Raw genomic sequence first — 15,434 nt, forward strand, 5'->3', positions numbered from 1 at the left:
CGGAACAGGCGAGCGCCTACAACTTGTAGCCGATCTTCCGCAGGAACTCCCTGCGCCAGGCGATGTCTTCGTCGCCTTCGACGCCGAGCGGCGTCCCGCCGTCGATCACGCCCAAAATGCCCCGGCCCCGCTCGGTTTCCGCCAGGACGACCTGCACCGGGTTGGCGGTGGCGCAGTAGAAGCCGACGATCTCCGGCACGGCCCGCAGGACGGGGAGGACGTTGATCGGATAGAACCCCGGCCCCAGGAACAGGACGAAGGAGTGCCCCGCGCCGACGGTCAGGGCGTTGCGCTTCGCCAGCTCCATCATCGCCGGATCGGTGCCGGTCCAGCGGATCAGACGCTTGCCCGACGACTCGCAGAAGGCGAATCCGAATCTAATCCTGGGCACGGCCGTGACCAATGCCTCGTGGACGTCCTCCACCGTCTTGATGAAATGGCTCTGCCCGAGCACCACGTTCACATCATCGGGCTTCTCGATGCTTACTACTTTGAGCTCCATCGCCGGTCTCCCCACACACTGTCGTCGTCAGTACAGTGCATTGGCCGTGAAGCAGGCAAGGCCTGCCGGGCCCCTCGGCCCCGAGGCAGGACGAGTTCACCCGGTAGGACCCGGGCCGGCCGGCACTCATCACGAAGCCGCAGGAGCTCCCCACGACGTGGGAAATTCCACAGATATGCCCCGTGTCGCGCCGTACGGTTCCTGGCGGTCGCCGATCACCGCCGATCTCGTGGCGAGCGGCGGCGTCGTCTTCCACGAGATCATGATCGACGGGGCAGACCTCTACTGGACCGAGCTCCGTCCGGCCGAAGGGGGTCGGAAGGTCATCGTCCGGCGGAGCGCCGACGGCCGGGTGGCCGATCTGACCGTGCCGCCGTACAATGCGCGGACCAGGGTACACGAATACGGCGGCGGCGACTTCCTGGTCATTGACGGCAGCGTCTACTTCTCGAATTTCGCCGACCAGCGGCTCTACCGCCTCGACCCGGGGAGATCGCCCGAGCCGCTTTCGCCATCGGGCCCCTACCGGTACGCCGACGGGATCGCCGATCGCGGGCGCCGGCGCATCATCTGTGTTCGCGAGGATCACTCGCCCGGCGACCAGGACGCCCTCAACACCCTCGTCGCCGTCTCCCTGGACGACGGACGGGCGCAGGTGCTGGTCGAAGGCGCGGACTTCTACTCCTCGCCGCGCCTGAGCCCCGACGGCAGGCGGCTGGCCTGGCTGTCCTGGAACCATCCCAACATGCCCTGGGACGGGACGGAGTTGTGGGTCGCCCCGGTCGCCTCCGAAGGCGCCCTCGGCGAGGCGAGGCGCGTGGCCGGCGGGCCGGAGGAGTCGATCTTCCAGCCCGAGTGGTCCCCCGACGGTGCGCTCCATTTCATCTCCGATCGCACGGGGTGGTGGAATCTGTACCGGTGGGACGAGGGGCGCAACGCGGCGGAGGCCCTGGCTCCCATGGAGGCGGAGTTCGGCCGGCCCCAGTGGGTCTTCCGCCTGTCCACGTACGGGTTCATCGATCCGCAGACCATCGTCTGTGCCTTCAGTGTCGGGGGCACCACACGCCTCGCCCTCCTGGATCGCCGGACCCGCCGACTGAACGTCCTGGATCAGCCCTGCACCGACCTGTCGCAGATCACCCCCGCTCCGGACGCCGTGTACTTCATCGGAGCCTCGCCCACTCGCCCCTCGTCGCTGGTGCGCCTCGACCTGCGCACGCGGGAGACCGAGGTCGTCCGCGCCTCGCGGCCGACGACCGTCGATCCAGGGTACCTGTCGATCCCGGAGGCGGTCGAGTTCCCCACCGCAGGCGGGCTCACCGCGCACGCCTGGTTCTATCCGCCGGCGAACCGCGACTTCACCGGTCCGCCGCGGGAGCGACCGCCGCTGCTGGTGATCAGCCACGGCGGGCCGACGAGTTTCTCGCCGGGAGTGCTCCGGTTTGAGATCCAGTACTGGACCAGCCGCGGCTTCGCCGTTGCGGATGTGAACTACGGCGGGAGCACCGGGTACGGGCGCGCCTACCGCAACCGCCTCCGCGGCCGGTGGGGCGTGGTGGACGTCGACGACTGCGTGCACGCGGCGCGCTACCTGGTGGAGCGCGGCCTGGTCGATCCGCGGCGTCTGGCCGTGCGCGGCGGCAGCGCCGGCGGGTACACCACGCTGTGCGCGCTGGCCTTCCGTCAGGTCTTCCACGCCGGCGCTTCCTACTACGGGGTCAGCGACCTGGAGGCGATGCACCGCGACACGCACAAGTTCGAGGCCCAGTACGACCAGCGCCTGATCGGTCCGTGGCCGGAACGCCTCGACCTGTATCGGAGTCGGTCGCCCGTGCACTTCACCGACCGGATCACCGCGCCGGTGATCTTCTTCCAGGGGCTGGAAGACAGAGTGGTGCCGCCGAACCAGTCGGAGATGATGGTGGAGGCGCTGCGCGCCAGGGGCATCCCCGTGGCCTACCTGGCCTTCGAGGGGGAGCAGCACGGGTTCCGCAGGGCGGAGACGATCAGGCGCGCGCTGGAAGCCGAACTGTACTTCTACTCCCGCATCTTCGGCTTCACCCCGGCGGATCCGATCCCCCCGGTGCGGATCGACAACCTCCCCTAGCGACCCGGCGCGTCCGTCCGGCCCCGGCGCGGCGGGCGTCGAAACGCGGCGCAGATCATACCGTAGTAGGTCGGCACCTGATAGGAGAGGAGGGCGGGCCGCAGCCGGCAGCGTTCGGCCACACCGACCAGCATCGCGACCTGCCACAGGCTGTCCGGCTTCGCCTCCCGCACCACCGCCGCCGGGATCCGCAGCGCCGACCGCAGGTCGTCTTTGACGGCCCTGACCATCAGCGCATCATACCGGGATGCGGCTGGACTGAAGCCGTACGGGCCGGACCTCCGGTGCGCATGGGCGTGATCGGCGCTGGCCACGAAGACGACACGCCGGCGGGAGCGCTCGGCGAGATCGGCGATGACCGCGCCGAAGCCTACGTTCTGGGCCAGCGGGATCTCGCGGCTCGGGGCGACCACGACCACCGCCGGACGGCGGCGATGGCCGCGCAGGAAGAACCACAGGGGCACGAGCGTGCCCCAGTCCAGCGGCATGGTGGAATAGCGGCCACCGGCCGCGGCGTAGTTCGCGCCCACGGCCGGAATGCCCCGACGCCGTGCGGCGGCGAGCAGGGCCTCGGCGAAGGCCCGATCGGTCCGGGCCCGGATGACCTGGCGCGGAAGGGCGGGATCCGGCGCGAACATCGGCAGGACGCCCGACACATGCTCCGCCGTCACGATGCCAATGTGCGCCTGCAGGCGCAGGTGGTGGGGCGTGGCCACGACGATCGTCTGCGGCCGGACCGCCCGGATCTCCCGCGCCAGTTGCTGCATCGCCCGAGTGGTCTGGCGGTACTTCGGACGCTCCGCGGCCCTGGCCAGGGGCGGGATGATCGGTTCGCCGTGCGGCGCGAGACAGGCGTAGACGAGCGGCATGATCGACCTCCGGCGTGTCTCTCTTGAGGGACCGGCTCTCCTCTTTCGCCGCCGGGCCGGCCCACTCCGGCCGCCCGGGATTTCCGGCTCTGACCCGCGAAGAGGAGAAGCCCGGTGAGCCCGCTGGCCCTGCTCCTGGTCCTCCTCGCCGCGGGGATCCATGCCTTCTGGAACTACCTGGTCAAGCGGATCGACGCGGACGCCGCGGCGCTGTGGATGTACGGCACCCTGTCCGCGATCTGCTACCTGCCTCTGGCCCTCGGCCTCGTGCTCCTCCGCCGGCCGCAGATCGGCCCGGCGGGCTACGGCTTTATGGCCGGCAGCGCCGTCCTGCACATCGGCTATTTCCTCTTCCTCCAGCGTGGATACCGGGCGGGGGACCTCTCGGTGGTGTATCCCGTCGCGCGCGGGACCGGCCCGCTCCTGACCACGGCGGGCGCCATCGTGCTCTTGAACGAGCCGCTCACCGGCGGCGCGGCGACCGGCACAATCCTCATCGCCTCCGGCATCTTCCTGCTGGCCGGCGGGCTGCACTTCCTCAGGGCGCGCTCGGCCCGGATCGCCCTGGCCGTGCGGTACGGAGTGATCACCGGCGTCTTCATCGGGATGTACAGCCTGTGGGACAAGTACGCGGTGAGCGCGCTGCTGGTGCCGCCGATCCTGATGGATTGGGGGACGAGTGTCACACGCTCCCTGCTGCTGGCTCCGGTCGCGGCCCTGCGCTGGACGGAGGTGCGCGACCACTGGGCGCGGCACCGCCGGCCGCTCATCGGCATCGCGGTGCTGTCGCCGCTCTCCTACATCCTGGTCCTCACCGCGATGGTCTTCACCCCCGTCAGCTACGTCGCGCCGGCGCGGGAGGTCAGCATTCTGATCGGCACGGCGATGGGGACGCAGTGGCTGGCGGAGGGGCACACCCGCCACCGTCTGGCCGGCGCCGCGGCGATGGTCGCCGGGCTCGCCGTCCTGGCGCTGGGCTGAGGCGAAAGGACGTGACGCGCTCGCAGGTCGCCGCCTGGCTGGTGGCGATGACCCTCGTCTATGGGGCCGTGCCCATCCAGGCGCCGGCACCGGTCGACGCCACGGCGGCGCCGTCCTGTGAGGTGCCCCAGGTCTGCCCCATCGGTGCCGTGCAGGGCGCCGTCGGCGACACGGTTGACGGCAGGAGATTCCGCTCCCCGTTCGCTCCTCCACGCGGCAACGGCGCCGGCGCCACGGTCCGCATCCAGGGCGTGCTCTACGAGAAGACGCTGGCCCGCACCACGGCCGGGGAGAGCCGGTACGGATTCTTCCTGCAGAACCCGGACACCACGGCGGACGGGGATCCGCTCACGTCGGACGGGATCTTCGTGTTCACCGGTCGCTCCCCCACGGTACCGCCCCGCGCCGGCGGGTCCTCCTACACACCGCGGGTGGGGGACGAGATCGTTCTCGAAGGACGGGTCACCGAGTTCTTCAACCTGACGGAGATCACGGAGCCGCGCTGGGTGGCGACGGTACGGACGGGTGTGGATATCGACGCCGAGGTCGCGCCGGTCGAGGCCGCCCCGCCGGATGAGGTCGCCGCCGCCGGCCGGTACTGGGAGCGTCTGGAAGGCATGCGCGTCCTGGTTCCCGCCGGCAGCCTGGTCGTTGGCGGCCGCATCGTGTTCCCGCGCACGAGGGACGGCGAACTGTGGCTGATGCGGCCCGACCATCCCCTGGCGCGGCGGCAGGCCGTGTTCCACCGCCGGGTCTTCCGCGATCCCCACCCGCTCGACGACATCCCTGAGCTGCTGTTCGACAACGGCAACGGGTTCCGCATCGTGCTGGGCAGTCTCGGGATCAAGGGGGCGACCGCCAGCCCTGCGGCCCTCATTGCCCCGGCGCGTACCTTCGACCGGCTGGCCGGACCGGCCACGGGGGGTGTCTACTTCTCCTTCGGCAAGTACCAGCTCATGGTCGATCGGCAGATCGCGCTCCGCCCCGGACCGGATCCCTCGACCAACGGACCGGCACCGGGCCGCGACCCGGGGGAGGTGCGGATCGTCACCTTCAACGTTGACAATCTCTACGATTTCCGCGACGATCCCGCGGACGGCTGCGACTTCGCGGGGAATCCCGGCTGCCCGGGGGTGGAGCCGCCCTTCGACTACGTCCCCGCCTCTGACGCCGCCTACCGGCGGAAAGTCAGGGAGCTGGCCGCCCAACTCCTGACGGACCTCCACGCTCCGGACATCGTGCTGGTCCAGGAAGCAGAGGATCAGGACTTCTGTCGTCGGCGGGGACTCTCCCTGGCGTGCGACGGCGGGGACGGGCAGCCGGACGTGTTGCAGGATCTGGCGCTGGAAATCGCCCGTCTGGGGGGTCCGGATTACCGCGCCGCGGCGGACCGCGACGGCGCCGACGATCGCGGCATCATCAACGCCTACCTGTTCCGCTCGGACCGGATCGAACTTCCGCCCGCGGCCGAAGATCACCCCATCCTGGGGAGCCTACCCCGGATCCCCTATCCGGAGATGGGTCTCGGTCACAATGCCGACGTCCAGAATCCCAAGGCCGTGAATGCGGCCCTCCCGGCCGGGGCTCTCCGCGGAGCCGACGGGACGAAGGTATTCACACGCCCTGTGCAGGTGGCCCTCTTCAGGGTCCGCAGGGCCCTGCCGGGCGCCGCGCCGGTGGAGCTGTACATCCTGAACAACCATTTCAGCGGCGGGCCCACGGGGAGGGTGGCGCAGCGCCGCGAGCAGGCCGCCTACAACGCAGCCCTCGTGGCCGCCCTCCGGGCGATGAGCCCCCGCGTCTACGTGGTGGTGGGCGGCGACCTGAACGCCTATCCGCGGCCCGACGATCCCTCGGCACCGGGCGAGTTGTCCTCCTTCAGCGATCAGCTGCGCGCCCTCTATGACGCGGGGCTGCAGAATCTCTGGGATGTCCTTGTCCGGCGGAATCCGGCCGGCGCGTACAGCTACGTCTTCGAGGGACAGGCCCAGACCCTCGACCAGCTCTTCGTCACGACGTCCCTCCTCCACCGCCTCGTGCGCGTCTGGGCCGCCCACCTCAACAGCGACTGGCCTGCATGGCACGGCGGCGACGGTGCCAGGGGCGCAAGCGACCACGACCCCCAGGGCGCGGACTTCCGTCTCCGGCGCTGACTCTCCGCTCATCGTGCGGGAGGGGTGGCATCGGGCGCAGATCCCGCAGCGGCGGCCTTCGCCTCCTTGACCCGACGGGAGGCGGCCAGCAGGCGGGCCTCCATGCGCTGGAGCGCCTGCTCCAGTGTGGTGCTGATCTCGTGCAGGGCTTCCAGGTCCTGGAGGCTCTCCTCGCCGGCCTGACGGAGTTCGGCGCCCAGCGTTTCGACCTGCCGGGAAAGCTCCTGGAGGTGGGTCTCAAGGCGGGCGCGCTGGGCCTGGGCGTGGGCCAGATCGGCCTGCAGGCGTGACCGGGCCGTCTCCGCCCTCTGCCGCTCTTCCTCCAGCCGCGCCTCCAGCGTAGCGAGGGCGTGATCCTTGCGGTCGAGTTCCGCGGCGACCTCGTCGCGTGCCGCCTGCAGCGCCTGTGCGGCCCGCCGGCGGGCCCGTTCCAGTGCTTCCGCCACCTCGGCGTGCACCCGGCGCGCCGCGACCAGATACCCCGCCAGCAGGCCCACGGCCAGCGCGCCTGCGGCCAGAACCATCAGGAGGATCTCCGACATCTGCTCCCCGGGATACTCCCTCTCCTGCCAATCCTGCCCTGCGGGCCCAGGGGACAGTCTCCTTCCGCTGGTGCGGGAATCGATAAACGTCTGCGGCGGCCTGGGCGTCTGATCAGGTGAAGGTTGTTTCGGGAGGTGGCCAGGTGATTCGTCGGATTGCGCTGTGGACTCTGGTCGTCGCCATCCTCATCACGCCGACGGCGGCGGCGCAGCAACCCTCCTCGCCGCAGTCCTCTCCGGGACCTCGGGGCTGGGCTCGCCGGTGCGCGGCGGTCCTCCCGCGGCAGACCGTGGACCCGATCGTGGCCCGCTATCGGGACCGGCTCCGCGCCGCCCGGGAGAACCTGAGACGGGAGGAGCGCGCGCTGCGTGCGCTCCTCATCGCCGAGACCTCCACCAGGGCGGCGGTGGACGCGCAGAGCCAGAAGGTGATCGACGCCCGCAACGCCCTCCTGCGGTCGCGGCTGGACATGCTGTGGGATCTCCGATCCGTCATCCCGCCGGCGGATCGGGATCTGGCCTTTCGCTGTGCCTGGGCGCTCATGATGCGCCGGCGCTAGCCTTCGCCCCCGGGAGGCCGCCGGCGGCAGCCGGGCCGGGAGCACCCCGGCCCGGTGTGCTTCACCCCCGGGGAACGATCTGTGTCTCGACCGCGGCGGCGCCGGCCAGAGTTCTCAGGTGGCCGGCGGCCGCCGCCAGATGGTCCTGCAGCCGTTCCCGCGGATAGCGCGAGGGGGCAAAGATCACCATCAGACAGCGGCGCGTCGCTTCGGTGATGGCCGTGCGGCGCGAGTCGTTGGTCGGGCTGCCGAAGGGCCCGCGGTCGTCAAACAGTGCCAGGCGACCCTCCACCTCGTACCGCCCCTTGCCGAGGGAGTCGTAGGCTTCTCCCGGCCGGCCCAGTCGGACCTCCACGTTCCCCACGATCCGGTCCAGATCGTACAGCCCGATCGGCAGGAGGAAGGCCAGCGAGCAGAGGTTGCAGGTGTCCACCAGCGAGTTGATCCGATACAGCGCCTCGCCGCGCAGCACGCGCCGCAGCAGCGCCTCAGAGGACGGCCGGAGTTTCGTCGGATCCTCACCCGTCCGCCGGTAGAGCTCGCGGGCGGGCTGCAGCTCGGCAATCTCCCCGGGGGACTTCCCGGCGAACCGCCGGCGGTAGGACTCCGCCAGCCGTTCGACCTCTGCCCACACCTCGGGCGCCTCGGCGCGCACATAGATGTCCTGCGCAAAGAGCACGCCGAGGAACAGGCGGTCCGCGAGGTCCGGCGCGATCGTGATCTCCATCACTGTCTGGTTCGCCCGCCCGTGGCGCCACTCATCTCCACGGAACCGAGGCGGTGTCGGTCCGGCGGTAACGGCTTCATCCGGCCGCCGCCCGATTCCGCCGGCCGTCCCTCTCTCGCATACTTGGGGCGATGGAGCCTGCGCTGCGGCCGTTCTTTGCGCCCCGGGGGATCGCCCTCATCGGCGCCTCCCGTGAACCGGGCAAGCTCGGCTTCGGGGTGGCGCAGAACCTCGTCAACAGCGGGTATCGGGGTGCCCTCCATTTCGTCAACCCCCGCGGGGGCACGCTGCTCGGCCGACCGGTGTACGAGGATGTGGCCCTGGTGCCCGACCCCGTGGACCTGGCCGTCCTGATCATCCCGGCCCCCACCGTCGCCGAGACCCTGCGCGCGTGCGGCCGGCGCGGCATCCGCGCCGCCATCATCCTCTCCGGGGGATTCCGGGAGATCGGACCCCCGGGGGAGGCGCTCGAGGCGGAGTGCCTCCGCGCGGCGCGGGAGTACGGGATGCGGCTGCTCGGGCCCAACTGTGTGGGCGTGATCGACACCCACCTGCCGCTGGATGCCACTTTTCTCTCCCCGCCGGGACCGGGCAAGGGTGACGTGGCCTTCATTTCGCACTCCGGGGCCATCTGCGCCGCGGTCACGGACTGGGCGCGGGGGCAGGGCTTCGGCCTCTCCCGTCTGATCAGCCTGGGCAACCAGCTGGATGTCACCGAAACGGATGTCCTCGGACCGGTGGGGGCCGATCCCCACACCCGCGTCATCACCCTGTACCTGGAGGGCATCACAACGGGCCGGCGGTTCGTCCAGGCGGCGCGCGCGGTGGCGTCGGCCAAGCCGGTGATCGCGCTCAAAGTGGGCCGGTCCGCGGCGGGGCAGCGCGCCGTAGCGTCCCACACCGGGGCCCTGGCCGGACAGGAAGCCGCGTACAACGCGGCGTTCGAGCGCGCCGGCGTGATCAGGGCCGACACCTCGGAGGAGATGTTCAACTGGGCCCGGGCGCTTGCCTGGTGCCCGCTGCCCGCGGGCCGGTCCATGGCCGTGCTGACCAACGCGGGCGGGCCCGGGGTGATCGCGGCGGATGCCCTGGAGGCCCACGGGCTGACGCTCGCCGCCCTGAACTCCGCCACCCAGGACGGCCTGCGGCGCCTGTTGCCGCCGTTCGCCAGCACCGCCAATCCGGTGGACATTCTGGCCTCGGCCACGCCCGAGCAGTACGCCGCCTCGCTGCGGCTGCTGCTCGACGATCCGGACGTCCACGGTGTGCTCGTCATCCTGCCGCCTCCGCCGCGCGTCCCGGCCGAGGCGGTGGCCGATGCGCTCATCGCGGTTATCCGGGAGGCGACCAAACCGGTGGTCGTCGCGCTGATGGGAGAACTCGCCGTGCGGGAGGCGGCAACCCGTCTGCGCGCGGCGAGAATACCCGACTATCGGTTCCCCGAGCAGGCGGCGTCCGCGCTGGCCGCGCTCGTCCGCCGCAGGGAGATGCTGGCCCGCCCCCAGGAAGAACCGGCGCGCCCGGAGGGGCTCCGGCCGGAGCTGGTGCGCTCCCTGATCGACGCCCAGCGGGCAGAGTTTGGACCGGCCTTCGCCCAGGCACCGGCCGCACGCCTCCTGGCGGCGTACGGCATCGGTGTCGCGCCGATGGAGTTGGCCCGAACGCCGGAGGAGGCGGTGCGCATCGCGGAACACCTGGGGTTCCCGGTGGCCCTGAAGGTGGCCTCGCCCGACATCCTCCACAAATCCGACATCGGCGGTGTGGCTCTCGACGTGGCGGACCGGCGGGCGGTGGCCAGGACCTTCGACGACATCCTGGGCCGGACGCGCCAGACCCGGCCGCAGGCCCGGGTGCACGGCGTGTGCGTCCAGCCCATGCTTCCCCGGGGTCAGGAGGTCATCGTTGGCGCGGTGCAGGATCCGCAGTTCGGACCGCTGGTCATGTTCGGATCGGGCGGGCTGGAAGTCGAATCCCTCCGCGACGTGGCCTTCGCCCTGGCCCCGCTGTCGCGGGGCGAGGCGGAGGCCCTGCTGGACCGCACCGCCGCCGGACGCCGGCTACAGGGCTTCCGGGGCTGGCCGGCGGGGGACCGCGCCGCGGTGATCGAGACGATCCTGCGGCTGGGCCAGCTGGCCGCCGACTTTTCGGAGCTGCAGGAGGTCGAGATCAACCCCCTGCTGGTCTACCCCCACGGGGTGGCGGCGGTCGATACACGCATTGTCCTCCGCTGAGGGTTTCCCTCGGGCCGGACGATGGCCCCGGGCGGTCGCCTCGAGGAACGGCGGCTGCCCATTGGACACGGAAGGTCTCGAGGCCGGGTGTTTGGAAGGAGAACGAGCGAGAGGGGGCGATGCTGATGCGCCGAGCCATTGGGCCAACGCTGGCGGCGTTCTTGGTCCTGGCCCTGGTGGCCTTGCCGGGACCGTCCTCGGGCAGCCCCGCGGACCCCAGCACGCTGGTGGTCGGACAGAACACCGGCATCCTCATCACCCTCGACCCGGCAGTGGTCTTCGAGGTCGAGGGGGTCGTGATCGTGGACCAGCTGTACGACAAGCTGGTCGACCTGGACATGGTGGACGGCAAGATCAAGGTTGTGCCCGAGGTGGCGGAGTCCTGGACTCTGGCCCCCGACGGCAAGACCTGGACCTTCAAGATCCGTCAGGGCATGAAGTTCCCCAGCGGCCGGGCCGTGGACGCGAACGCCGTGGTCTACTCCCTGCGCCGTGCCCTGCGTCTGAACCGACCCAGCATCTACATGTTCAACGAGCTGGGATTGACCAAGGACAATGCGGAGACGGCGGTCCGGATGCTCGACCCGTATACCGTGCAGATCGTGGTGGGGCAGTCCTTCGCGCCCGACCTGGTCCTGGCGATCCTCTCCTTTGTGGCCACGGCCGTCGTCGATCCGGGCGTGGTGGAGCAGCACATCCGCGAAGGCGAGCTGGGCTCGGACTGGCTGAAGGACCACAGCGCCGGATCCGGACCCTATCAGCTCATGCGCTGGGAGCGCAACGAAGTCGTGGACATGGTGGCGTACGCCGGCTACTGGCGGGGCATTCCGCCCGTGAAGCGGATCGTCATCCGCGACATCCCCGAGCCGTCCGCCCAGCGCATCGCACTGGAGAAGGCGGACATCGATGTCGCATGGAACCTGTCGCCTCAGATGCGCCAGGAGATCCGCACGGCAAAGACCCCGGGCCTGGCCATCGTCCGCGTCCCCGGTCACGGAATGGAATACATCGGGATGAATGTGAAGTACCCGCCCCTGGCCAAGGAGCAGGTGCGCGAGGCGATCCGCTACGCCATCGACTACAAGGCCATCCTCGAGGGGATCATGCGCGGCGAGGCCATCCCGCTGCAGACCTTCGTCCCCGTCGGGTACCTGGGCCACAACCCGGCGATGCCCTTCAAGCAGGACCTCAACAAGGCCAAGCAACTCCTGGCCGAGGGCGGGTATCCCAACGGGTTTGAGGTGGAGTTGGCCACCAACGCCCCTCATCCGACCCGACCTGATGTCGCACAGGTGATCCAGAACGAGCTGGCCAAGGTCGGCATCAAGGTGAAAATCACCACCTCGGCCGCGGCGACAGTCCTGGGCAAGTACCGCGAGCAGGGACTGCAGATGATCCTGTACGGCTGGGGGGTGGACTACCCCGATCCGGACGCGCTGGCCAAGCCCTTCGCCGACGGGACGATCCGGCAGCTCGCCTGGCGCAACGCCTGGATGGATCCCAAGGCCACGGACCTGACGAGGAAGGCGATGCTGGAACGCGATCCCCGCCGACGGGTCGCGTTGTACAAGGAGCTCACGGAGCTTGTGGCGCACAAGGGGCCGTTTGCCATTCTCTACCAGATCACGAACAACTGGGTTATCCGGACCTATGTGAAGGGATTCGAGCAGGCGGCGGCCCTCGGAACCTTCCACTTCGATTACACTAAGATCAGTAAGGTTCGGCAGTAACTCCGCAGATGCGGCGGGGCTCCTCCCGCGGGAGGAGCCCCGCCAGACTCCCCGATGAACCTGGCCACCTACGTCGCCCGGCGGCTGGCGCTGATGGTGCTCGTCATCTTCGGCGTCCTGGTCATCACCTTTGTCGTCTCCCACGTCATTCCGGCCGATCCGGTCATGGCCATCCTGGGCGGGAACGCGCCCCAGGAGAAGGTGGACGCGCTGCGCCGCCAGCTGGGCTTCGACAAGCCTCTGCACCTGCAGTTCGTCGCCTACATGTGGGGCGCGGTGCGGGGGGACCTGGGCACGTCCCTGCGCACGGGCCGCCCTGTCTGGGACGACATCCAGCAGTACTTCCCCGCCACCGTGGAGCTGACCGTCACCGCCATTCTGCTGGCCATCGTCCTGGGCATCCCGTTGGGCGTCATCTCGGCGGCCCGCAGGAATCAGGTCCACGACCACACGGCCCGGGTCTTCTCCATCGTCGGCGTCTCCATGCCGGTGTTCTGGACCGGGCTGGTCCTGATGCTCCTCCTGTACTACCGCCTGGGATGGCTGCCCGGACCGGGGCGGCTGGACCTGGAAATCCTCCCGCCGCCCGGCCGCACCCGCCTGCTCATCCTGGACAGCCTGCTCGCCGGCCACTGGGCGGCCCTGCGCAACGCCCTGGCCCATCTGGTCATGCCGGCCTTCGTCCTGGGATATGTGGCCACAGCGACGATCGCCCGCGTCACCCGGTCCAGCATGCTGGATGTCCTGTATCAGGACTACATCCGCACGGCACGGGCGAAGGGCCTGGTGGAACGCGTCGTCATCCTGCGGCACGCGCTGCGCAATGCCCTGATTCCCACCGTCACTGTGATCGGCCTGGTCTTCGGCGGCCTCCTGGAAGGCTCGGTGCTCACCGAGACGATCTTCGCCTGGCCGGGGCTGGGGCGGTATATCACGACCGGGTACGTCACGCTGGACTATCCCGCCGTGATGGGCGGGACGCTCTACATCGCCGTGGTGTTCTCCGTCGTGAACCTCATCGTGGACCTGACCTATGCCTTCCTCGACCCCCGCATCCGCCTCTGAGCCCGTCCGGGCGGCCGTGCGGCCCGCCTCGCCCCGATACGAGGAGGTGCGCCGCGCCTACCGCCTGTGGCGCCGCAGCCTCCTGTCCGTCGTGGGCACCGTGCTGGTGGGCCTGATCATGGCCGTGGCGCTCTTCGCGCCGTGGATTGCCCCCTACGACCCGCTGGCTCAGGACTTTTCCGTCCGACTGCAGCCTCCCAGCCGCGCGCACTGGTTCGGGACCGATCAGTTCGGCCGGGATATCTTCAGCCGCGTCGTCTTCGGCTCCCGGATCGCGCTGGAGATCATCCTGATCGTCTCGGCGATCAGCGGCGGGGTGGGAGCGCTGGTGGGGTGGATCGCCGGCTATTTTGGCGGGCGGACGGACGAAATCCTCATGCGGATTACCGACATGTTCCTGGCCTTCCCCAGCCTCGTCCTGGCCATGGCCTTCGCCGCCGCGCTGGGCCCGAGCCTGCCGAACATGATCCTGGCCATCTCCCTGGTCACCTGGACCCCGTACGCCCGGCTGGCGCGCGGGGAGACGCTGCGCACGAAGGCCCAGGATTTCGTCGAGGCGGCCCGGGCGATGGGAGCCAGCGACCTGCGGATCATCTTCCGGCACGTCCTGCCCATGACGGTGTCGGTCCTCATCGTTCAGCTGACGCTGCGGATGGGAACGATCATCCTCACCGCCGCCGGCCTGGGATTTCTGGGATTGGGGGCGCAGCCGCCGACCCCGGAGTGGGGGGCCATGGTCAGCGACGGACGCAACTACCTGGTCGATCAGTGGTGGATGTCCACCCTGCCCGGGTCGGCGATCGCCGCGGCGGTGCTCGGCTTCAACCTGCTGGGGGACGGCATTCGGGACATTCTGGATCCGCGGCTCCGGCGCTAGGACGCCGGGCCGCGTCAGGCGCGGCCCAACTCGGTGCGCACCGCCCGGATGACGGCCTCGCCCTCGGCGCTGTCGGTCACGAGCTCGATGGCCTCCGGCGAGGGCGCACCGAGGCCGAGCTCCACGGCCCGTCGAATCTGGTCCTGGGCGAAGATCGGTCCTCTGGCGACCGGTCCGGTCGCGCCGTGTATTCGCAACAGCGCCACCCCCACGGCGTCGATCGCCACGCGGTCGCTCCCCGCCAGGACGACTTCCGGCCGCGCCAGCCGCCCGACCTCCGGCCCGCCTTCCACGAAGGCCTCGATGCCGTCCAGCACGACCACCGCGGGGCGGTAGAGCACATTGATCTCGGCGATCAGCGTCCGCTGCAGCGGAGAGCCGTGCAACTCCTGCATGTAATCGTAGCCGTCGGGCCCGACCTTGGCCACCATCCCGACGGAGTTCTTCAGGGAGAGGGTGAAGTGCCCGCCGAAGCGGTGCGTTTTCAGGCAGCAGGTCTGGATGAGGACGTCCGCCCGCTCCAGCAGCGCCGGGTACAGGACTCCCCTGCGCCAGTGCCCGCCCGGGATCGTCTTGGGAAGCCATTGCGTAGGAGGGAGCGCGTCCAGCGCCACCACGCGCGCGCCAAGCGATCCGGCCAGCGTGTCGATTCCCTTCTGCCGGATCACGGTGGCGGTGTTCCCCATGCCGCTCCGGTCGGCCACCACGATGTCGCGCGCTCCCGCGGCCCGGCACAGCTCGAGCAGGGTCTGCAGCGTCTCGTTGTGGGTGGAGCCGGGGAACGGATCGCTGCTGTTCAGATTCGGCTTGATCACGACGGACCGGTCCCGGAGGCTCAACGGCGGCAGCAGGCGCAGGGCGCGCAGCACGCCATCCCGATGACCGGAGGTCTTGACCAGCGCCACCCGGGCCGTCCCCGGTGCCGCGTGCGCAGCCGCCTGCACGGCGGGCAGCGGAAGGGCAAGACGGCGCAGGGCTGCGGCCCCGCCGGCGGCCGCGGCCGCGGAGAGCAATCGCCGCCGTGTAAGCTTCATGGCTCCTCCACCGCAGGCTTCGGCAGGAGGCGGGACGTTCCTGTGGCCGAAGTTAC

Annotated in this window: 13 protein-coding genes; 8 read left to right on the forward strand and 5 right to left on the reverse strand. The window is 70.1% G+C overall.

The genetic code is table 11. The features are described 5' to 3' along the window. Positions 1 to 16: 16 nt before the first annotated feature. Entirely contained in the window at positions 17 to 502 is a 486-nt protein-coding gene (locus tag QN141_00960) for an adenosine-specific kinase (protein ID MDR7557039.1), read from the reverse strand. A 175-nt stretch (positions 503 to 677) separates the two neighbouring features. On the opposite strand from QN141_00960, the gene QN141_00965 reads away from it, so the two are divergent. Further along, positions 678 to 2,609, forward strand: coding sequence for a S9 family peptidase (locus QN141_00965; GenBank protein ID MDR7557040.1), 1,932 nt, complete (start codon positions 678 to 680; stop codon positions 2,607 to 2,609). On the opposite strand, the gene QN141_00970 is transcribed toward QN141_00965, so the two are convergent. Further along, entirely contained in the window at positions 2,606 to 3,478 is an 873-nt protein-coding gene (locus QN141_00970; GenBank protein MDR7557041.1) for a hypothetical protein, read from the reverse strand. The two genes, QN141_00965 and QN141_00970, sit on opposite strands and share 4 nt — an antisense overlap. A 114-nt stretch (positions 3,479 to 3,592) precedes the next feature. Between QN141_00970 and QN141_00975 the strand changes: the two genes are divergently transcribed. Beyond that, positions 3,593 to 4,459 carry a DMT family transporter gene (locus tag QN141_00975; protein ID MDR7557042.1) on the forward strand — a complete coding sequence of 289 codons (867 nt, stop codon included), beginning with the start codon at positions 3,593 to 3,595 and terminating at the stop codon, positions 4,457 to 4,459. Positions 4,460 to 4,470: 11 nt separating this feature from the next. After that, positions 4,471 to 6,612 (forward strand): endonuclease/exonuclease/phosphatase family protein, encoded by a 2,142-nt coding sequence (locus QN141_00980; GenBank protein MDR7557043.1) that lies wholly within the window; start codon positions 4,471 to 4,473, stop codon positions 6,610 to 6,612. A gap of 8 nt (positions 6,613 to 6,620) precedes the next feature. Here QN141_00980 and QN141_00985 read toward each other — a convergent pair whose 3' ends face one another. Beyond that, positions 6,621 to 7,154 (reverse strand): hypothetical protein, encoded by a 534-nt coding sequence (locus QN141_00985; protein ID MDR7557044.1) that lies wholly within the window; start codon positions 7,152 to 7,154, stop codon positions 6,621 to 6,623. Between the two features lie 143 nt (positions 7,155 to 7,297). Between QN141_00985 and QN141_00990 the strand changes: the two genes are divergently transcribed. Further along, a complete protein-coding gene (locus QN141_00990) occupies positions 7,298 to 7,714 on the forward strand; it encodes a periplasmic heavy metal sensor (GenBank protein MDR7557045.1) in 417 nt (138 codons plus the stop codon). Between the two features lie 61 nt (positions 7,715 to 7,775). Here the strand turns inward: QN141_00990 and QN141_00995 are convergent, their stop codons facing one another. Then, positions 7,776 to 8,441 (reverse strand): phenylalanine--tRNA ligase beta subunit-related protein, encoded by a 666-nt coding sequence (locus QN141_00995; protein ID MDR7557046.1) that lies wholly within the window; start codon positions 8,439 to 8,441, stop codon positions 7,776 to 7,778. 131 nt (positions 8,442 to 8,572) lie between these two features. On the opposite strand from QN141_00995, the gene QN141_01000 reads away from it, so the two are divergent. From QN141_01000 to QN141_01015, 4 genes are all read left to right on the forward strand, one after another. After that, entirely contained in the window at positions 8,573 to 10,672 is a 2,100-nt protein-coding gene (locus tag QN141_01000; protein MDR7557047.1) for an acetate--CoA ligase family protein, read from the forward strand. A 125-nt stretch (positions 10,673 to 10,797) separates the two neighbouring features. Continuing rightward, a complete protein-coding gene (locus tag QN141_01005) occupies positions 10,798 to 12,402 on the forward strand; it encodes an ABC transporter substrate-binding protein (protein MDR7557048.1) in 1,605 nt (534 codons plus the stop codon). A 54-nt stretch (positions 12,403 to 12,456) separates the two neighbouring features. After that, on the forward strand, positions 12,457 to 13,467 hold the full coding sequence (locus QN141_01010; protein ID MDR7557049.1) for an ABC transporter permease: 1,011 nt from the start codon (positions 12,457 to 12,459) through the stop codon (positions 13,465 to 13,467). Continuing rightward, complete coding sequence (locus QN141_01015) at positions 13,436 to 14,344, forward strand: ABC transporter permease (protein MDR7557050.1); 909 nt, start codon at positions 13,436 to 13,438, stop codon at positions 14,342 to 14,344. Before QN141_01010 ends, QN141_01015 begins: the two co-directional genes overlap by 32 nt. A 14-nt stretch (positions 14,345 to 14,358) precedes the next feature. On the opposite strand, the gene QN141_01020 is transcribed toward QN141_01015, so the two are convergent. Then, positions 14,359 to 15,378, reverse strand: a complete 1,020-nt coding sequence (locus QN141_01020) for a DUF362 domain-containing protein (protein MDR7557051.1) — start codon at positions 15,376 to 15,378, stop codon at positions 14,359 to 14,361. Between the last annotated feature and the right edge of the window lie 56 nt (positions 15,379 to 15,434).

The organism is Armatimonadota bacterium, assembly GCA_031459765.1.
Classification (GTDB): domain Bacteria; phylum Sysuimicrobiota; class Sysuimicrobiia; order Sysuimicrobiales; family Kaftiobacteriaceae; genus Kaftiobacterium; species Kaftiobacterium secundum.